The sequence below is a fragment of the Chryseobacterium sp. YR221 genome, assembly GCF_900176315.1.
Taxonomy (GTDB): Bacteria; Bacteroidota; Bacteroidia; order Flavobacteriales; family Weeksellaceae; genus Chryseobacterium; species Chryseobacterium rhizosphaerae.
The window spans coordinates 643,618-662,971 of sequence record NZ_FWXM01000001.1; the positions used below are offsets into that span (position 1 = coordinate 643,618).

The 19,354-nt window shown below is 34.7% G+C and carries 18 protein-coding genes; 8 read left to right on the forward strand and 10 right to left on the reverse strand.

Features of this window, described 5'->3' with window-relative positions; all coding sequences use genetic code 11:
• The first annotated feature begins 34 nt into the window (after positions 1 to 34).
• Entirely contained in the window at positions 35 to 595 is a 561-nt protein-coding gene (infC, locus tag B8967_RS02970; RefSeq protein WP_081989141.1) for a translation initiation factor IF-3, read from the forward strand.
• Between the two features lie 408 nt (positions 596 to 1,003).
• Here the strand turns inward: infC and B8967_RS02975 are convergent, their stop codons facing one another.
• The gene (locus B8967_RS02975) at positions 1,004 to 1,567 is read right to left on the reverse strand and encodes a hypothetical protein (RefSeq protein WP_084084306.1); all 564 of its coding nucleotides are present in this window, start codon (positions 1,565 to 1,567) and stop codon (positions 1,004 to 1,006) included.
• A 160-nt stretch (positions 1,568 to 1,727) separates the two neighbouring features.
• Between B8967_RS02975 and B8967_RS02980 the strand changes: the two genes are divergently transcribed.
• Complete coding sequence (locus B8967_RS02980) at positions 1,728 to 2,852, forward strand: resolvase (protein WP_084084930.1); 1,125 nt, start codon at positions 1,728 to 1,730, stop codon at positions 2,850 to 2,852.
• Positions 2,853 to 2,941: 89 nt separating this feature from the next.
• On the forward strand, positions 2,942 to 3,508 hold the full coding sequence (locus B8967_RS02985; protein WP_084084307.1) for a hypothetical protein: 567 nt from the start codon (positions 2,942 to 2,944) through the stop codon (positions 3,506 to 3,508).
• 249 nt (positions 3,509 to 3,757) lie between these two features.
• On the opposite strand, the gene B8967_RS02990 is transcribed toward B8967_RS02985, so the two are convergent.
• The 9 genes from B8967_RS02990 to B8967_RS03030 form a co-directional block, all read right to left on the reverse strand.
• Positions 3,758 to 4,387, reverse strand: coding sequence for a response regulator transcription factor (locus tag B8967_RS02990; protein WP_047492832.1), 630 nt, complete (start codon positions 4,385 to 4,387; stop codon positions 3,758 to 3,760).
• A 2-nt stretch (positions 4,388 to 4,389) separates the two neighbouring features.
• On the reverse strand, positions 4,390 to 6,597 hold the full coding sequence (locus B8967_RS02995; RefSeq protein ID WP_084084308.1) for a tetratricopeptide repeat-containing sensor histidine kinase: 2,208 nt from the start codon (positions 6,595 to 6,597) through the stop codon (positions 4,390 to 4,392).
• Positions 6,598 to 6,659: 62 nt separating this feature from the next.
• On the reverse strand, positions 6,660 to 9,128 hold the full coding sequence (locus tag B8967_RS03000) for a tetratricopeptide repeat protein (RefSeq protein WP_084084309.1): 2,469 nt from the start codon (positions 9,126 to 9,128) through the stop codon (positions 6,660 to 6,662).
• A gap of 21 nt (positions 9,129 to 9,149) precedes the next feature.
• A complete protein-coding gene (locus B8967_RS03005; RefSeq protein WP_084084310.1) occupies positions 9,150 to 10,367 on the reverse strand; it encodes a hypothetical protein in 1,218 nt (405 codons plus the stop codon).
• Positions 10,368 to 10,414: 47 nt separating this feature from the next.
• Positions 10,415 to 11,179, reverse strand: a complete 765-nt coding sequence (locus tag B8967_RS03010; RefSeq protein ID WP_084084311.1) for a hypothetical protein — start codon at positions 11,177 to 11,179, stop codon at positions 10,415 to 10,417.
• Positions 11,180 to 11,387: 208 nt separating this feature from the next.
• Positions 11,388 to 11,837 (reverse strand): hypothetical protein, encoded by a 450-nt coding sequence (locus B8967_RS03015; RefSeq protein WP_084084312.1) that lies wholly within the window; start codon positions 11,835 to 11,837, stop codon positions 11,388 to 11,390.
• A gap of 64 nt (positions 11,838 to 11,901) precedes the next feature.
• A complete protein-coding gene (locus B8967_RS03020; RefSeq protein ID WP_084084313.1) occupies positions 11,902 to 12,417 on the reverse strand; it encodes a hypothetical protein in 516 nt (171 codons plus the stop codon).
• A gap of 87 nt (positions 12,418 to 12,504) precedes the next feature.
• Positions 12,505 to 13,137 (reverse strand): hypothetical protein, encoded by a 633-nt coding sequence (locus tag B8967_RS03025; protein WP_084084314.1) that lies wholly within the window; start codon positions 13,135 to 13,137, stop codon positions 12,505 to 12,507.
• An 18-nt stretch (positions 13,138 to 13,155) separates the two neighbouring features.
• On the reverse strand, positions 13,156 to 14,640 hold the full coding sequence (locus B8967_RS03030) for a hypothetical protein (RefSeq protein ID WP_084084315.1): 1,485 nt from the start codon (positions 14,638 to 14,640) through the stop codon (positions 13,156 to 13,158).
• Positions 14,641 to 14,859: 219 nt separating this feature from the next.
• Here B8967_RS03030 and B8967_RS03035 point away from each other — a divergent pair, with 219 nt between their 5' ends.
• The 5 genes from B8967_RS03035 to B8967_RS03055 all read left to right on the forward strand — a co-directional run bounded on the left by B8967_RS03035 (position 14,860) and on the right by B8967_RS03055 (position 19,234).
• Entirely contained in the window at positions 14,860 to 15,681 is an 822-nt protein-coding gene (locus B8967_RS03035) for an alpha/beta fold hydrolase (protein ID WP_084084316.1), read from the forward strand.
• 228 nt (positions 15,682 to 15,909) lie between these two features.
• Positions 15,910 to 16,107 (forward strand): 50S ribosomal protein L35, encoded by a 198-nt coding sequence (gene rpmI / locus B8967_RS03040; protein ID WP_047492860.1) that lies wholly within the window; start codon positions 15,910 to 15,912, stop codon positions 16,105 to 16,107.
• 118 nt (positions 16,108 to 16,225) lie between these two features.
• Positions 16,226 to 16,570, forward strand: a complete 345-nt coding sequence (gene rplT, locus B8967_RS03045; RefSeq protein ID WP_034694451.1) for a 50S ribosomal protein L20 — start codon at positions 16,226 to 16,228, stop codon at positions 16,568 to 16,570.
• A 231-nt stretch (positions 16,571 to 16,801) separates the two neighbouring features.
• Complete coding sequence (locus tag B8967_RS03050) at positions 16,802 to 17,983, forward strand: M28 family peptidase (RefSeq protein ID WP_084084932.1); 1,182 nt, start codon at positions 16,802 to 16,804, stop codon at positions 17,981 to 17,983.
• Positions 17,984 to 18,058: 75 nt separating this feature from the next.
• Entirely contained in the window at positions 18,059 to 19,234 is a 1,176-nt protein-coding gene (locus B8967_RS03055) for a M28 family peptidase (protein ID WP_084084317.1), read from the forward strand.
• The last annotated feature ends 120 nt before the right edge of the window (positions 19,235 to 19,354 follow it).

Consider the following 19,354-nt stretch of genomic DNA (forward strand, 5'->3'; position numbering starts at 1 on the left):
AAATTAAGTAATTAACCAATAAAATTATAATACAATAGCACAAAGATTTAACAACAGGGGCCCACAAAGACGTCCTGTACAAGAGGACTTACACTTAATCAACGATAAAATTCGTGTGAGAGAGCTTCGTTTGGTGGGCGATAACGTAGAGCCGGGAATTTATCCAATTGACAAAGCAAGACAAATTGCTGCGGACCAGGAATTGGATTTAGTAGTAATTTCTGATAAGGCTGAACCTTTCATTGCAAGAATATTAGAATACAAAAAGTTTCTATACGAGCAAAAGAAAAAACAAAAGGAATTAAAAGCTAAGCAAGTAAAAGTAGTTGTGAAGGAAATCCGTTTTGGACCACAGACAGATGATCACGATTATGAATTTAAGAAAAAGCATGCTGAGAAGTTTCTTGAAGAAGGTTCAAAATTGAAAACCTACGTATTTTTTAAAGGACGTTCGATTATCTTTAAAGATCAGGGTGAAATCTTACTTTTAAAACTGGCTCAGGAACTGGAGCATGTTGGTAAAGTAGATCAGTTACCTAAGCTTGAAGGAAAAAGGATGATTATGATGATGAGTCCTAAAAAACCAGCAAAATAATTAAGTCATTTATCTTAATATAAAAACCTCAAATTACTTTGAGGTTTTTTTATAATAAAATTTTCATGGATAAGTTTTATGAGACATAGGAAGAGATCATTGATGCGGATCAATCGTCAAAGTTGGGGAGACTAACCTGTGCAGTGTACTTCATACAAAGGTTTAGTATCTGATGCTATATGTGTAAGAGGCAGCTTTATTGGCTCCTTCCTACCTGTATAGCTTACTTACAAATAAAATGACTATATATATGATTTTGTGTTTTTATACAAGCAGATCATTTTATATGTACGTTTCTTTCGAATACCTAAAGATCCTCCCTCAACTTTTAAGACTGACCCGTTGATCCATACTACTCTCCTGTTAGGATCAACTGTTCATCTTCAAAAATAGATATATGCGGTTGTATTATCCTTCAAAATTACCACAGTCGTGTTCTTTGAAAAGCGGTAACGCTTTTTTGGTGGTAAAATATCTGGATACTCTTTTATTATGTAATTCCAGTTTTTCACCTTCTACGACCAACTCGTAAACGGGTGCTTTATCTATTTGCGTTACAGTATAAGTTCTTTCAGCTGTTTTTAAAACGGTTTTACTTCCTTCGGTAGAGAATGAAAACTTATCAATTTTAAAAGTATCATGTTCATCACAGATATTGGTCCACACCATTTTATCCTTTGTCACAGATAAGCTTGCTAAATCGCATGAATAACAGTTACCCGAGAACTCTATACCATATTTTTCATACACATTTGTACTTTTGCTATCCAATACATCAATAGGAATTAATACTGAAAAATCATCCGGTATATCTGATTTTGGTATTGTATTCTTTTCTGTATCAGATGTAGAAACTGTATTGACTTTTACCTCCGTAGCATCTTCTTTTTTGTCCACTTTTTTTTCTGTAGCAGGTGAACAAGAAGTTAACAGACTTAGCATCACTGAACAGTTGATTATTATATTTTTCATTTATATAAAAATAATTTACAACGCTTAATTTATCGTTTGTAAAATTGATCAAAATTTACCATTCAATATATCCCTGTTTTCAGCCATTTATTCCCTGTATCAGGCAATTTTGTTGGTCACAACCCTGAATACTGATACCTTTGGCGAAAAAAATATAGAAATGAAACCCTTATCACAATTCTTTATATCCTCTATGGTTGTTGTTTTTGTGGGATGTAATCCACAGAATAAAACATCAGAAACGCATAAACCGGAAGCTGAAGTTACACAGAAAAACATAACATTTGCTGATTTTAAAAAGATAAAAGGTGTAGATAATGTACAGGATGTACCCTTTCAATTATTTACCAGGCTGGATTCTGTAAGGTTTTTTGTAGCTCCAGATAAAGATGCAGCGCATTTGAAAATAGCTTACAATAAACTGGATAATTATTATGGATTTGAAGAGTTTGATGACTTCTACTCTATTCATTACAGCATTAATAATAATATTTCGAACAGCATTGAAGCTTTTGTTTTGAAATCAGAATTCACTGCAGCATTTGACTTGACTTTACAAGGTGTTGATCTTTACGAGATCAGAAGCAGCGTATTTAAAAAGTCTCAGGACTTAAAAAATAAATCGTTCAGTACGTATGGTACCATAACGGAAGTCTCTGAACAGGAATTTAAAACAGCCTCTAACAAACGAATCGATGAAGCTTTAATAAAAGATCCACATGTGATCCTGGAAGGTAATAAATGGCTGTACATCAATAGCACAACAGAAAAAAAACTGATTACGGAACATGAGAATGTATCTACAGAAGACGGACTCTTATCCTATGAATATATAGGAGTATCCCCTTACCTGTATTTACAGGTTTTCAAAGAAAGCTCAATGGAGACTTCAGATACGTATTATTCTTTTTATAATGTAAAATCTACAGCCAATTTTCAACTCTTTACAGCGGGTTATCCACAGATTCTTCCCAAGAAAAACTGGATTTCCTATATTGTTTCAAACAATGATGTGGGAAGCGATTTTGCAATCAGTACATATGTAGCAGAAAGCTATAATCTTGAAGACCTTTTGTATGTCAACTTTACTAAGTTCAAAATAGCCGATGGCACAAAAGCTTTTTGGGCGGATGATGAAACCTTTTATGCCGAAGTTTATCCTACCAATTCAGCTTCATCAAATGGCAAAAAGCAAAAAGCGGCTTTCATAAAAATTAAGCTGAAGGCTGATCTGTTTCGAATGAAAAAAAAGTATTATAACCCTTATAGCAATTGGCCCAACTAGGAAAGAAATAAGATAAAAACCCCTGAAACCAGCCAGTGTTTATGGAGGTAAAGTACAATATCTTTGCAGCAGTTATTTAAAGATATACAATGAAAAAAATAAGTTTAACCATTCTTTTTTCTTTACTCAGCTTAATGGCTTTTGCACAATCGTTAAAAGTAGTTATTAAACAGGACGGAAAAGTAATTGAACCGGTCAATGATGTTTATGATCTGAAAAAGTCACCTTTTATATTTGAGTTTACGGCTTCCAATCTTGAAGGTTTTTTAGTGGGAGCAACGACCAATAAGGATATTTATGCAGGGGCTCTAGGACTTTTCAATGCTGAAGTTCCCTGGTTTCAAAGTACAGGTATGGCAGAGGAACTGTATAACAAGGACAAAGAACTGTTTTTAATGGATCAGGCACCATCATATTGGTATTATACAGATGCAAAAGATCACAGATTTGATAAAACCCCTAAAGGAAACTCAAAACAATGGACGGCTACGCGTACTATTACGAGGCTTTATGACATCATGGTGGCCCAGCCTGTCAATTTAAAAGATTTTGACGAAAGAGTCTATCTATTCATGTATGAGCCGGTATATAACGACGAATATGATTTAACAGGAAAGAAAAATCTGTTCCAGGCTGTGCTGAGATTCAAAGATTAATAATTGAACACCTAATTTTAAATTTATATAGAAAAGGTCTGCTTTTACGATGTAAGCAGACCTTTTTGCTGGTATGAATATGAATCAGTTTCCAAAAATTGAATGCAAATTATTTACGCTGAATTTTATAGACGCAAAGGTTTTATTTTTAGTAATGTATTATTTTAAGGGAGCAAAGCAGTGAATTAATAAAATTGATTCTTTTTAAGCGAACGTTTAGCCAGCAGCTTTGCTACACCTTTGAATATATTATTCGATAATCAATCCGTATTCTATGGCTAGTTTAATAGCTGAACTAAGATTAGACGTTTGAAATTTTTCGATAAGATTTTTTCGGTGACTTTCTACGGTGTGTGGACTGATAAAAAGCTTTTCCGCCATTTGATTGGTGGTAAGTCCTTTCGCTGCTTCGGCTAAGATTTCTTTTTCTCTTCGCGTTAATTTTGGAACCTGGTGTAAGCCATCCGATGATTTCTTCTCCAAAACAGACCTGGTTTGTGAGCATAAGAATCGGTCTCCGGAATAGACGGTACTGATGCCTTCCAGAATTTCGGAAACTGAGGCATTTTTTTGAATATACCCCAAAGCACCTTCAGACAAAGTACTGTTAATCACGGGCAGTTCATTGTGAACGCTAAGCATAATAATCTGAAGGTTTTCGTACTTCTTCTTTAAAGGTTGTATAAGTTCTATGCTGTTGGTATCTACCAGATTGATGTCCAACAACAAAATATCGACAGCTTGTTTTGCCAGACCGGCATTCATTTCTGAAACGCTTTTGAAACAATCTACAACATCTATCGTATCGCTGTTTCCTAAAATATTTTTCAACCCTTCTAATAGAAGTGGATGATCATCTGTTATGGCTACTTTTATCATGTCTAATGAATAGGAATTTGAAGTTCTATACTGGTCCCAATATTTTGTTCGGAGGTGATATTCATCGTTCCTTTTAAAAACTGGACTCTTGATTCTATATTATGAAAGCCTGCTGTTTTTCTTACGTTTAAGCCTGTAAGGTCAAAACCTTTACCGTTGTCTTCAACTGTAAGATTCAATACATTTTCTTCTTCACTTATCTGAATAATAATTTCGGAAGTATCAGCATGTTTTATGGCATTGTTCACCAATTCCTGGATGATTCTGTATAGGATCAGTTGCTTTTCCTCTGATATGGAATTGGTGTAATTGATAAATTCTGTGTGGATCTCTAATGCGCTATTGGACACGCGGGAAGCAAACTCCTGAATGGCGACTTCCAACCCATATTTCATTAATAAATCGGGCATTAAATTATGCGCTACACGTCTCAGCTCCTCTACAGCACCATCAATCTGGGTAATGGATTTTGAAATTTCATCTTCTATACTTTCGGATTTGTGAGGGTCTAAAGAAGACAGCTGAAGTTTGGTTCCTGAAAGCAAGCCGCCCAATCCATCATGAAGATCACGGGCTAAACGGCCACGTTCCTGTTCCTGCCCTTCCAACAACGCTGTAAGTGTGGATATTTTTGAATTTTGTTTCTCTTTCTCCATAGCTAAAGCATGCAATTCGTCTCTTTGCTTCATTGATTTTGCACGTTGTTTATACGCATACAGCAGTAAAATGATCAAAACGATAAAAATGAAAATAAAAACAATGTAATAGGTATTGATCTTTTCTTTGAATGTCAACAGCTTTTTAAAGTTGTTGATATCATTGTTTTTCTGTTCGGTTTCTAACTTTGCCAACCGAAGTTGCTGTTCTTTTTTCTCCGATTCCAATTCTGAAAACTTCAGTCGCTCGCGTTGATTTTCCTCCACTAATTTTAAGTTGTTATAAACCTGCTCACGTTGTGCCCGCACTATGTTGATCAACTTAATTTGCTGTGCTTTTTTATCACTTTCCAGCTGTAATTTTATATACTTCTGTTCCTGTCGTTCTTTGTCGAACTGAGATTCTAACCTTTTGGTAATATCCAGTTTTTCCTGATCATAAATACTTTTGTATTTGTTGACATAACTTTTATAATAATTAAGGGCTTCTTTGTAATTGCCTTGCTCTTCGCTAAGTTGGGATAAAGATTCAAGAATAGATAATTCTATATTATGATCTCTAACCGGGCTTTTTCCGATTTCCATAGAAGCTTTCAGAAAGTAAGATTTTGCTAAATCATAGTCTTTATCCTGTATAGCTAACTCTGCCAAAATACCAAATGAGGAAGCTATATGGATGGCATCACCGGTTTCCAGGCTCACGGTATTGGCTAATTGGGCATATTTCATCGCCTTATCTCTATCAAAACCAGTATACAGATTGGCTAAATTGATGGCTGCATAGGAAAGGTTCGTCTTGTTGAGCATAGCCTCTTTATTCTTATTGAAAGTCGCAATAGACTGCAAATAATACTGCTCTGCTTTATTTCTCAACCCTACATCCGATGGATTTTGACCGTATTTTTGTTCATATACATACCCCATCCGCATATAGGCATCGAAGATAAGGTTGGGGTCATGCTGTTTGGAGGCCAGCAACAAAAACTGCTTACTGTATTTTTCTTCCAGCAGGTATTCATTCAGGTTGGAATAAATAGTGGATAATTCTTTGGCTGTATTACCAAATCTTCCGTACAGTGTAGAAGTCGTTGGTGAGTTTTCGTAGTATTGAATAGCTTTCAGATAAGCGGCAACCGCATCAGTCGTTTTATTATTACGTATCAGAATCCACCCCTTTGCATATTGAAAATAACCTTTAGCTTCGTTACTGTTCGTTTTTAAGCTATACACATTGGCCATGTCAAGACTTTTCAAAGCTTCAGTTCCTTTGTTATCAAGTCGATAATTCATAGCTTGAACAGCATACAAGATGGTGGCATATTTCCCATCAGCTTGTTTTCTAGCAATGGAAATACTGGTTTCCAAAACCTGGTAAGATTTTGATTTTAAGTTATGTAAAAATAATGCTTTCGCGTATTTGGGAGCCAGATCCAACTGCTCTATTGTTTTATTTGAAGCATTGTTATATTCCCTCTCTAATTGGCTTACAACATCTTGTGCCTGAGCAAAAAAAGAACAAATAAACAAAGTAAATATAAATAACAACCTGTACATCAAACCCTTAACTCTATTAAATTTTATTATTGTAAAGAACGTAAATATAGGCAAAATACCAGCTAGTCTATTTCGAAACCATGCTGTTCAGCGAAAGATTTCCACTTCTGAAATTTCTTATCATTTTTAAATGTCGGATCTTCTCCATAGAAGTACACCAGGCGTTGCGTGGCATATTCATAGGCGCTGTAAGCATTAGCTTGCTCGTAGTACTTAATGGCTTTTTTCAAATCTGATTGTATACCCATCCCATGTTCGTAGATAATACCATAATAGATGCCTGAATAAGACTGATCATAGTCTTTCTTCAGATACACCAAAAGATTTTTATAATCTCTTAACTGATAATAGATTTCTGAAATTTTATCGTAATTATAGTAGTATTTTTTCTCGGCCTTTTGGTAAAAATCCAAAGCTTTATCGTAATCCTGTATGACATACTCTCCGAAATAATACAGATCCCCTAGGTTGGCTAGTGCCATTCCGTCACCAAGCTCAGCACTTTTCCCGTAGGCCCGAATCGCTTTTTTGATATTCAAAGAATACCCTATTCCGTTGTGATACAAAGCGCCTATATTATTCCAGGCTACAGGATGATTTTGTTGTGCTGCTTTCTCGTAACAGTCAATCCCTTTCTGTGGGTCAAACAACACTTCAATTTCAGGATCGGTGAATAATATACCCATTTCTACCCAGCTATCGATGTCGTTTCTTTGAGCAGATAATTCAAACAGGCGCAACGCCTCCTTATAATTTTGATTTTCCTTTGCATCAAAAGCCATTTTTTTAATGATTTCAACATCCATGAACTGTTCGGAATTGCTGCCGACACTATCTTTCCAACGAGTATAAAAGGAATTAAAGTATTCTAAGTCTTTTCCCCGAAATGAATACCGATCCAGATAAATAGATCCATAATCAGCCACCTCTACCACCTGAATGCTTCTGTCTTCATTGATTCTCAACATATGTTCACCCTGATACAGAAACAGCAAGCCTTCATCAGCTCTATAATTCAAAGGATTAGAAATATAATCATATAATTTCTCTGACAAAGCATTTTCAAAATCAAACAATTGATACCCTTCTTTCTTTTGAACCGATAAAAACCCATTTTCCAAATAATGGATCTTTTTAATTTCGGAATGAGGAGTAATTAACCAACTCTCATTGTCTGCATCGAAAAGTCCCAATCCGTTTTGGACTTCCAGGGTAAACACATTGTTTTTATATCCGATACTCGATTCTGCTTTTACTTTGGTAATATGTTCATTTTCTAACAGAAACTGATGTTTTAAGGTATTATAAATCTTCCAGTTTTTGTCTTTGCGAATCGCCAGTGTTTCAAAATTATCTATTAAAATCAGTTGATCAGCTTCATCGATTATAAGATTCCCCTTTTCATCTATCAGTCTGCCTTTTTTGTCAAATTTATTCGGTTTGATCCAGAAACAGGTACTGGCATTTAGGATACTATCTTCTACAAAATCACCCAGATAATTTCCTTCTTTCGTATAATATCTACGCTTGCGGGTTTCTTTTTGTCTGGTAAAAAACAATTCCGGAAAGTAATCATATTCATAAGGCGTTTCACTGTCAACGGGAAGAAGAAGTCTGCTTTCATCGTCATAAACTCCAAATTTTCCATCTTTTTCTACCCCTAAAAATCCATAGGTCAGTTTTTCGATTGTGCCATAATCAGCAGGAACCAACCAGGTTTTTGAATAGATTTTTAAAATCCCCGATTTGCCGTTCACTTTTACCTCTCCTAAAGGTTCCTGTGCAAAATCGAACACATCAAAAGCATCTTCATATATTGGAGGAACCAATTCTTTTCCGTCACTCTGCAGGTAACCGAACCGCTCACCTTTTTGAATCACTGATATGCCGTAATTATAGTCTGCTTCAAAAATTTCATCATATATGGCCGGAGCTAAAATAGCGCCTTTTGCGTCCTTCAGTCCAAACTTTCCACTTTCTTCAAATACAGAAGATGCTACTTTCTTATAAGCAAGCTCCTCAAAATAGCCCAATCCGTAATTGATCCAGTCGGTTTGTAAAATATCGAGAAATGACGAGTAACCGTATGGTGAAAACAAAGAGTCTAATAATGAAAGATTCTGAGTTTCTACTGCTTTTTTATACAGTTTATTTTTCTGCTGAATCTCTACCTGCCATTCCTTAGCCTGTACTTTATGCTTTTCTTCGTTCATATTAAACACATCCGTTGCATTCAGTACGAAGGAATCATACGGTAATGCTTCCAGGAACTCAAACATTGTATTGACAGGTTCGTAGTAAGCTTTCTTGTAGTGCAATTGGTAGGTATCAGCCAGTAAATTGAAGAAGTAGCGCAGGCGAATAATTCCCTGTTCTTTATTAGAGAAAAACTCAACGCCTTCCACTTTGACGTCTTCTGCAATAAGTGGGTACAGCAATAATGGAATTTCATAGTTCCACTCGCCTAAATAGGTATCGAACGATTGATTTGTTTTCTGATCGTAATTGTATAGATAAATACGGTGTGCCATATAGATATACTATGTGTGGTTTTAACAGTTATAATACGCTTCAGGAATTTCAACTGATTTTTTTGTCATTTGCTCCAATTGCCCAGCAAACTGGTCGAAGAAATAAGTGTCTTCTATAAAAACATACAGATAATCTTCGGTTGTAAGATGAACCATAAAATCGGCATATCCGGATCCTTTTGCGGGAAGAACATTCTGAATTGTAAAATATGTAATTTTTTCAAGATCTAAAATCAGTGCTGTATCTGTTCCTGCAAATCCAATTTTATGATTAACACTGTCGAGCCAGATATCACTTTTCTCTTTCAATAATTCTTTTACTTTTAGTGGAATATGCTTTACTCCATCATGATCAATATATTTAACATTTATATCCAATTTATTGGGGAATGATAGTAATCCGGATATTTCCATCACTTCTTCATATTCTTTATTTTCTAAAAAAGACTTGTATTCACGCTTGTTATAGAAATGAAGCGATGTGCTTCCATCGTCATAAGCATACTCTTCATCATAGGTATAACAAATAGAAGCATTTATACCATTGGCCAAAGCAAATTGCAGATAACACTGGTCATCTCTTTCATAACCGTATTGATTAATATCAACATCGTCATCAATCCAGAGTTCGCGTAGTTTTTTGTAGCTTTTATCGGTATTGGTTTCATCATACAGATCTACAAAAAACTCCTGTACAGGACGATTAGTGCTTACGTTGTCTGCATACACCTCCAATTGATCAATAAGGATACCTTCTATTCTGACCGGATATTTGAATCTTAAATATTTAGCGCCAAAATCGGTAAAATAAGCTTCTATACAACCCAATGCTTCCAATTGCTCGTAAGTAGTGTCCCAGGATATCATCTGTTTAGGCTCTGTATATACCTCGTAGCCAAAATCACCATCATTCAGATACTCGTCCAGGATCTGGTAATTCTGAGGCATTTTTTTTGCCCAAATTTTCACTTTCTCATCTTCTTTTCTAGCTTTACATACGGCAAAAAAAGTTTCGTCATCAAAACGAAATCTATCCGACAGTTTGTGATACACTTCTCCAAACCCCTGTAATTCAGTAGATATATAGTGTTGATGATCTGCAAAAACAAACAAAAAAGGCACATTTCCTAAAATCTGTGCGTAAGCATATTTTAATGACTGAATGTTTGCATTCTCAACATTACCATGATCTTTATAAAAAAGTATATCTCCTTCTATCCAGATTTCTTTATTTTCCATTTACTGTTTCTCTTACTATATTTCACAAAGTTGAATTTTCTGTCAGATTAAGTGTATTCTAAACAAATGACGGCTTTTTTAAGCTCTTTGTCATAAAATAAATATAACAGATCTGCTGCTGAATTCTGGAAATCATAGCCTTCCATACATCCGATATAATCCATCAATGTACCATCATTTTTATAAGGTTTCTCAATCAGGTTATCTGCACCAAAGTGAGTTTCTTCTACAGGAAGAGAGGCGGTATTCAGCTCATCAAAAACCTCATACACTTTCTTTTGCAAACGTTCCTCTGCATATTTTGAGTAATCATCTTTTTCCAAATCTTCAACCGTAAGCTTACGCAAACGTTCTAAACGACGGATATCATCTACCATTAAACCTGGCCGATAACTGTCTTTATCATAAAGCTTATTGTGTTTTTGGTAATATTCTTTTTTCAATTGATACATGGCTTCATTCATATTGTATTCAATTTCTAAATCGGAATAACTGTTCCCATAATCTTCCGGAGAGATCTCGGTATGGGCTGAAAAATAGTTCCAGTCTGCATCAAATTTGTATTTGCCTTCCATTACATCAAAACCAAACATATCTGCTTTGGTATATTCTGTATGATATTCCGATTTATTTTCCCCAACACAGCCATCGCAAATTTCCTTTACAGAAACAATATGAAGCCATTGATCTTCTGAGGGATTAATAATTTTTAAATTAATTGAACAAATGGGAAGAAAATATTTTTTATGATTTTCGATATCATCATAAAATACGTCTTCATATTCCGGGAAAATTTTTATTAAATCTGTCATATTATTTTCTTAAGTCTGTTTAAATGTTACCACAAAAGTCACAAAAGATTTTTAAACACTTAAGCTATTTCAAGGTATATACTTTGTGTATAAGAAATCAAAGATTTTCATCTTATGTGAACTTAATTGTCGTAAAATCCTTCTCGCCTATCTTTCATATTATACTGAAATTTGACATTTGAAACTTCTTCTTATTAAATCTATCATTTTATTTTCTTATAAGTTTTAGCTGTTCTCCTTCTTTTGCAAGGTTAAAAGACATGACTTTGGATGGTTTGAATGTTTGTGTAGGCACGTCACAAAATTCAGATTTTCTGATGCTATCGACTTCCATTTTTATCTGGTTGGCTTCCGTAAAATAATATCTGCCATGTATCTCTGTGAAGCAATCGTTTCCACATTGCCATGCATCATAGCTTTTGAATTTTTCTTCATCCAAAAATTTTACCGCGTGAAAGTTGAAGATCAATGCAGTATCTCTTGGAGACATATAATAGATTTTTCCACCATCCGGAATAATAAGCCCTCCTTCATTCACAATCCACTCCGTATTTTTCAGATAATTCTTGAAATTTGTTTTTTTTCTTTCAGGTTTCTTGCAACTTAAGATCATTACCAAAATGATGCTCAAAAATGAGAAAACAAAAGTATTTTTCATTGTAGCTTAGTTTATCATTGCTTATTCAGTCTTCTCCAAAGCCCATATTATCATTTTCAAGTATTTAAATTTTGGGAAAGAAATTAAAGCTCTGTTGGGCAATAAGCTTTGGTTTTGTCGCTGATGTATCATTGATCCGTTCTTCATATAATTCTATTCTTATGATTTTAATATCATTAGGTATTTTATAGGTTTCATCTTTTGTGTAATTATATCCCAGCACATTAGCACTTTCTTTACCAGGAACTTTTTTAATTTCCACGTAATACTTCAGCGTAACAGTATTCCCACTTTGCGCTCCCCTTTCAAAACGAATTTTTCTCACCTGATGAATGGAATGTCCACTGGAACTGATATTTCCCTGTATACGAAATGTAAGTGTTCCGGCATTTTTGGAAAGCATAAAAATGAGGGGATCAAGGCGTTCAGTAACTTCCTTTCGAGTGGTATATGTATGTGTTTTACCTGTTTCAGGAATTTCTTTTGTAACTTGTTTGGGCTCACTATAAATACTGGAAATTTTTAATTTTTGAGCATTTGTTTTACAGCCAGACAGCACTAAAAATGAAGTTAAAATCATGAGGTTTTTCACCGCTTTATTTTTAAATAAAGATAATTAAAGGAGGCGGACATAAATATCCCTGATAATGGTGTTTTTTTAAGAGCTCTAGTTTATTTCTTTTTTGGCATCTTTCAACAGTTTTTCCGCTTTCAGTCTTATTTCTTTAGGCAATAATTTGAAATTCTCATCCTTTACTTCCCGATACTGATCTTCTTCCTGAAATGGAATCCAGCCGGTAATTTTTGATTTCGAAAATGTTTTCTCACCTAAACTTGTATATACAATCACTTTCAATGGTTTGGCATCCAATCCGTCTGATTCTTCAAAATAAGTAAGATAAAACTCAGGAAAACCATCTTTGTCTGCATCTCCAATTTCACAGAAGTTAATCATGTATCGAGGCTGCGCCAATCCTGCTGCAAAATCTTTAAAGGTTATTTTTGGAAGTAATCCACCATGGTCCTCCAGAAAAATACCTGAGTGCAAATCTTTTGGATTTTCACCTAAATAAGTAGGATTTTTAGCTTTGCTTTCATTCAAAAACCAAATATAACTCCCATGATTAGGGACAAATGATTGTACAATCATTACCGGATTTCCTGATAATGGATTTCCAACCTCTTCCATAATCTCCTTGTATTTTTTATCTGAAGAAAAATATACTCCTGTACTCATTTGAGCAAATGATAGTACACTCACAATACAAGCAGCAACAGGTAACAGCTTTCTAAAAATCATAGTTTTTCAATGTATTATTTAATTCTCTTTGTATTCTTTTCCGGAATAAATATCAATATAATAATATATATTTTCCCTTGAATTAAGTTGAACAGTTACCAGCCCATCCGAATTAATAGACCTGTACCCTTTTGATCCGATATTCTTTTTATTCTTCTGATCATAAAGTATGTACAGACCGTCTTCCTCTTTTTGCAGCGCATACATCTGTTTTTCCGCATCCAAGACTGAGATGTCATGGTATTCAGGTTTTATCTCCCAAATCTTTGTTTTGCTATTCCACAGTCCCATGGTTCTCAATTTTTTTTCATCTTCTATTCGGATAAAGTATGTATCATTCATGCCTTGATAAGAATTTATCTTTCCAAATTTCCAGTTTTTGTCAATGAACTGGGTGGGTAAGATCATTTTTCTATCGGGCCAAACCATATTTCCAACCTGATCCAGAACTTTAAAGCTGTATGTATCAATGGAATCTGTCACATTTCCTTTGGTATCAATATACAGCCAGTCATACGCCCAAATATCGTGATCATAATTAAAAACACCCAACAGAAAATAAGGTGAATTGGTTATAGAATACACCAAAGAAGTTTTTTTGATGAAATCAATCTGCGAAGCTGTTGCTTTTATAATTTCTTTAGGAAACACTTTTTCGTATTGTGGAAAAGGGTAAACATCATTGGTCTTACTATCTAGTAAAAGCTTAGGGATTTCCGGCTCATAGCGTTCTTTATTAATATCTTTCAGTAATATAGTTTCCCTCCCAAATTGAAGTGAAAGAGCTTCAGTACCTTTCAATCCGCTGTGAATAGCTTTTTTCTGCCCCAGTTCATACATTGAAAAATTGACATTTGAAGATTTGAGAAATCGTTTGTTCTCTAACAACTCAGCAATATTATTTTCGATTTTACTTAAACCATTTTTTTTGATTTCATAAAGAGTTCCATTCCAAAATAGGTGGCTTTCATCTACAGCAATACAATCGAGATAATAATTATCCTCTAAGTAGGGAATGTCTTCATGAAGTAAGACTTGTTTACTTTCTAAAATTCCAATCTCTATTTTATGATAAGTCTGTTCTTTTTTAATGCCACTTCCCATGATATTCCAGTCCCATTTCCAGACAGGCATTTTCTTTTCATATTCAATATCTCTTTTATAAAAGGTAAGTCCATTTACTACATTTAAATTGATTTCGCTGGTTGAAAAATCCAAAACAGTTTTTCCATTTTCATCAATGACTGCATATTCATTTTTTCCATTTCCAACAACAGCAAAACCTGTAGCGGTAAAAACTGATGCACTTCGAAATTTTTGATTCGTAACAGGTTTTAAGCTTGTTTTATCTACATAGACAAAATCACTCTGCCCGGTTAAAAACGGAATGGCATGTGTTGCCTTGGGTTTTGAAGGAATCCATGGAGAGTTATATTTCCTTTCCTGTGTGCACGCTGTCACTGAAGTCAACATACAAAATATACTGAATGCTATTATTTTCATACTTCAAAATTCAATTCTTCTTAATGAATCAATATTAAAGAGAAGTGAAGAATAAAACAATCCCGATTATCAGCTATATTTTAATGACGGCTTCCATTGCTTTTGCATTTTTATTAATATATTATCCTAGATCAATGTATTGTGAATATTTTCCATATAAATTTGTGAATGTAAAAAATAAAATACATTATTAATTTATTAATCATAAAAAAACAAACAATGAATACACTTACATTAAAAGACGGAACAGAAATTTACTACAAAGATTGGGGGAAAGGACAGCCTGTATTTTTTCATCACGGATGGCCACTTTCCAGTGATGATTGGGATGCACAAATGTTTTTCTTTTTAGAACAAGGATATAGGGTGATTGCCCACGACAGAAGGGGTCATGGAAGATCTGAACAAACCCCTTATGGACATGATATGGACACCTATGCTTCTGATGTGGCAGAAATTGTTGCCGCTTTGGATTTAAAAAACGTTATCCATGTGGGGCATTCTACAGGAGGAGGTGAAGTGATCCGATATGTAGCAAAGCATGGTAACGGAAGGGTTTCAAAAGCCGTTTTAGTAAGTGCAGTAACTCCTATCATGGTTCAGAATGAGAATAATCCCAATGGAGTTCCTATTTCAGTTTTTGATGATATCCGAAATAATACGGCTAAACACAGACAGCAGTTTTTTATAGATCTTACTTTCCCTTTCTATGGATATAACAGAGAAGGTGCTAAGATTTCTGAAGGGATTCAGAGAAACTGGTGGCGTCAAGGAATGAATGGTTCTCTCAAAGCCCATTACGATTGTGTTAAAGCATTCTCTGAAACTGATTTCACCGAAGATCTTAAAAGTGTGGACATTCCTGTTTTGGTAATGCATGGTGAAGATGATCAGATTGTACCATTTGAAACTACGGGGAAAGTAGCTGCTACCCTGCTTAAAAACGGAAAATTAATTTCTTATCCAGGTTTTCCCCATGGGATGCCTACCACAGAAGCTGAAACTATTAATAAAGACTTATTAGCGTTTTTTCAGTCATAATTTGAGCTAATAATGTTGGGGAGAAACTATGAAAAATGTAGATTTCCGACAGAACATATCATAAAAAGACCGTTCCAGTAGGGGCGGTCTTCTTATTTACTACGATAAAATCACAGATTATAAAAGTTCGAATTGATTTTTTTTGTATCTTTGCACACTATTATTCCTAATGTCCTTAGGAGTATCCAAAACAGATATTGATAACAAAAACAATAAAAAAGCAAGACAATGCCAAAATTAAAAACGAAATCAGGTGCTAAGAAACGTTTTGCTCTTACCGGTTCTGGTAAGATCAAAAGAAAAAACGCTTACAAAAGCCACATCTTAACTAAGAAAGAAACTAAGCAGAAGAGAAATCTTACTAGCACTTCTTACGTAGCTAAAGTGGACGAAAAAAGCGTTCAACGTCAATTAGCAATTAAGTAGTTTTTATAAATCTATATTCGGTTTATAAGAATTCAAACAAATTCATCATTTTAACCCTGGAACGGTGCTAACAAGAGCAACATATGTTGCCGCCCTTTTCAAAAAAACAATTTAAATTATGCCAAGATCAGTAAATGCGGTAGCTTCAAGAGCTCGCAGAAAGAAAATTTTTAAGCAAGCTAAAGGTTTTTTCGGTAGAAGAAAGAACGTTTGGACTGTAGCTAAAAACGCGGTAGAAAAAGCAATGCAATATGCTTACCGTGGTAGAAAAGAGAAAAAGAGAAATTTCAGAGCACTTTGGATCACTCGTATCAACGCGGGAACTAGAGAGCACGGAATGTCTTACTCTCAATTTATGGGAGCTCTTAAAAAGAACAACATTGAGCTTAACAGAAAAGTTTTAGCAGATTTAGCAATGAATCACCCTGAAGCTTTCAAAGCTGTTGTAGATCAAGTAAAATAATGTAGAATACTATTTTTGTTATCAATATAAGTCCCGGGTTTTCCCGGGATTTTTTTGTTTGCTGTCCTATAGTCCTTCCACTCTTTGTATGATTTTAATTACACTCATCTACCATATATCCCTATATCGATAACGAATAACCAATTAAAACAGAATAAACAATACGGATCAATAACACCAAATGATAATTAATTAGTATATTAGCAATCAAAAAATAATTTGATTGAAGAAATGAAAAAAATTGCCGTTTTTTTATTTACATCTGTAGCATTACAAAATATTGCTGCTCAAAATCTTATCCAGGCTTATAAAGACAGAGCCGACATGGTTACTCAGGCCAATATCAGTAACAACCTTCAGGAGTTTTCCAATCTTGGAGTAAAAACCACAGGTTCAACCGCTAATACCGATGCTTTAAACTGGCTTAAAAACAAATATCTTTCTTATGGATATTCCTCAAGCCAGATGGTTGAAGATCCTTTCAGCTTTGGAAGTACAAATTCTAAAAACCTGGTGATCACCAAAACGGGTACGGTGTATCCGAATAAATACATTATTATCTGCGGGCATTATGATACCATTGTAGGACCGGGTGTCAGTGATAATGGCAGCGGGACTTCCATTCTTTTAGAAGCAGCCAGAATATTAAAAGATATTCCTACAGAATATTCTATCAAATTCATTCATTTTTCCGGTGAAGAACAGGGACTGATAGGAAGTAACCATTATGTAAATAATGTAGCCTATCAGGGAGGTATACAAAAACTGGATATAAAGCTGGTTTTAAATATTGATCAGGTAGGAGGTCAGATAGGAAATTTAAATAACAAGATTACCTGCGAAAGAGATACAGGTGGAATATCCAGTAATAATGCAGCTTCTAATACTGCGACACAGGAACTGGCGATATGTACCGGACTCTATTCTCCTCTCCAGACTTCTATTTCTTATGCTTATAGCTCTGACTATATTCCTTTTGAAGAGAAAGGATATACTATTACCGGATTTTATGAGTATATCAAAAGTGAGAATGAACATAGTACGGATGATAATCTGACCAATATAGATCCTGTGTATGTTTTCAATGTGGGGAAAGCTGCTGTAGGCGCCTTGCAACATTTCGCTGTTGCCAGTACCAGCAATAACAATAACTTACAGGTGAATGAAGCGCCTGCTAAGGATCCGTTACAAAATATCAGAATATATCCAAATCCTGCCAAGGATATGATTACAGTAGAAACAGAAAAGAGTAAACAGTTTAGCATTGAAATCAATGATATGGCCGGACATGTGGTTTTGAGTTCTGAAAATCAAAATAGAATAAATACTTCAGCGCTTCAAAATGGTGTTTATACCATTACCATAAAAACAAGTGCAGGTAATCTGACCAGAAAAATAATCATTGAAAAATAAGTCCTATCAACCGTCATACATCTTGAAAAAATACATTTTCATTGTGTACTTCTTACCTATATAATATATCAAAAAATGAAAAAAATCGCTGTTTTTTTATTTACCTCTATCATTATTCAACATATTGAAGCACAAAGCTTTATCCAATCATACAAAGACCGTGCTGATGCTGTTTCTCAAACCAACATCATTAATAATCTTCAGAACTTTGCCAGTTATGGGATAAAAACGACTGGTTCAACAGCTAATACAAATGCTCTGAACTGGTTAAAAAGTAAGTATACCTCTTTTGGCTATACCGCCGGTCAGATAGCAGAAGATCCTTTTACTTTTGGAGGCGGAAATTCAAAAAATTTAGTGATTACCAAAACCGGAACCGTTTATCCAAATAAATACGTAATTATCTGCGGACATTTTGATACAATCAATGGACCAGGGGTCAATGATAATGGCAGTGGTACTTCCATTATCCTGGAAGCTGCCAGAATATTGAAAGATGTTCCTACAGACTATTCTATCAAATTCATTCATTTTTCAGGGGAGGAGCAAAACTTAATAGGAAGTCACCATTATGCAAATAACATAGCTTATCAGGGAGGTGTTCGTATGCTGGATATTAAAGTAGTCTTTAATCTGGATCAGGTAGGTGGCGTGATGGGAAATAATAACAACATTGTTTATTGTGATGAGGATCAAGGGGGTGACCCTGCCAATAATGCGGCATCTGCTGTAGTCACTCAGGAACTCAGAAACTGTACTACTCTTTATTCTCCACTTCAAACCGCTGTAGATCCTGCTGAAGCTACAGATTATATCCCCTTTGAGCAAAAAGGATATACTATTACCGGTTTTTTTGAAAGAATAAGAAGTAGTTATCCACATACTTCCAGTGATACATTTAACAATACAGATCCTGTTTATATTTATAATATCGGAAAAGCTGCCGTGGGAGCATTACAGCATTTTGCTGTTGCCAGTACTCTGTTGGGAACTCAGGAAAATGTTTCAAAAAATCCACTGGAAGCTGTAAAAATATATCCCAATCCTGTAAAAGATATCATTAATATTGAGCTTCCTGATTCTAAGATAAAAAATTTCAGCTTTGAAATCACTGACTTTCCGGGACGTTCAATTCTAAAAACGACTAACGAAACAAAAATTAATGTTTCCAACCTGGAAAATGGCGCTTATCTTGGAATTTTAAAAACCGCTGATCAAACTGTGGTAAGAAAAGTTATGATTATGAGATAAATTTCATTCAAAATACCAGCTTTTAGCATACAAAGCCCTTTGAACTGTTTCAAAGGGCTTTGTGTTGATCGTATTGTCAAATTTAACAACAAATCTCACAAAATACCGGCAGAGACATGA

Excerpts from the sequence above, each read along its gene's own strand:
- B8967_RS02995 (WP_084084308.1), bottom strand. The coding sequence starts at position 6,597 with ATGTACAGGTTGTTATTTATATTTACTTTGTTTATTTGTTCTTTTTTT.
- rpmI (WP_047492860.1), top strand. The coding sequence starts at position 15,910 with ATGCCAAAATTAAAAACGAAATCAGGTGCTAAGAAACGTTTTGCTCTT.
- B8967_RS03005 (WP_084084310.1), bottom strand. The coding sequence starts at position 10,367 with ATGGAAAATAAAGAAATCTGGATAGAAGGAGATATACTTTTTTATAAA.
- rplT (WP_034694451.1), top strand. The coding sequence starts at position 16,226 with ATGCCAAGATCAGTAAATGCGGTAGCTTCAAGAGCTCGCAGAAAGAAA.
- B8967_RS03035 (WP_084084316.1), top strand. The coding sequence starts at position 14,860 with ATGAATACACTTACATTAAAAGACGGAACAGAAATTTACTACAAAGAT.
- B8967_RS03015 (WP_084084312.1), bottom strand. The coding sequence starts at position 11,837 with ATGAAAAATACTTTTGTTTTCTCATTTTTGAGCATCATTTTGGTAATG.
- B8967_RS03010 (WP_084084311.1), bottom strand. The coding sequence starts at position 11,179 with ATGACAGATTTAATAAAAATTTTCCCGGAATATGAAGACGTATTTTAT.
- B8967_RS03050 (WP_084084932.1), top strand. The coding sequence starts at position 16,802 with ATGAAAAAAATTGCCGTTTTTTTATTTACATCTGTAGCATTACAAAAT.
- B8967_RS02985 (WP_084084307.1), top strand. The coding sequence starts at position 2,942 with ATGAAAAAAATAAGTTTAACCATTCTTTTTTCTTTACTCAGCTTAATG.
- B8967_RS03025 (WP_084084314.1), bottom strand. The coding sequence starts at position 13,137 with ATGATTTTTAGAAAGCTGTTACCTGTTGCTGCTTGTATTGTGAGTGTA.
- B8967_RS02975 (WP_084084306.1), bottom strand. The coding sequence starts at position 1,567 with ATGAAAAATATAATAATCAACTGTTCAGTGATGCTAAGTCTGTTAACT.
- B8967_RS03030 (WP_084084315.1), bottom strand. The coding sequence starts at position 14,640 with ATGAAAATAATAGCATTCAGTATATTTTGTATGTTGACTTCAGTGACA.
- B8967_RS03020 (WP_084084313.1), bottom strand. The coding sequence starts at position 12,417 with ATGATTTTAACTTCATTTTTAGTGCTGTCTGGCTGTAAAACAAATGCT.
- B8967_RS03000 (WP_084084309.1), bottom strand. The coding sequence starts at position 9,128 with ATGGCACACCGTATTTATCTATACAATTACGATCAGAAAACAAATCAA.
- B8967_RS03055 (WP_084084317.1), top strand. The coding sequence starts at position 18,059 with ATGAAAAAAATCGCTGTTTTTTTATTTACCTCTATCATTATTCAACAT.
- B8967_RS02990 (WP_047492832.1), bottom strand. The coding sequence starts at position 4,387 with ATGATAAAAGTAGCCATAACAGATGATCATCCACTTCTATTAGAAGGG.
- B8967_RS02980 (WP_084084930.1), top strand. The coding sequence starts at position 1,728 with ATGAAACCCTTATCACAATTCTTTATATCCTCTATGGTTGTTGTTTTT.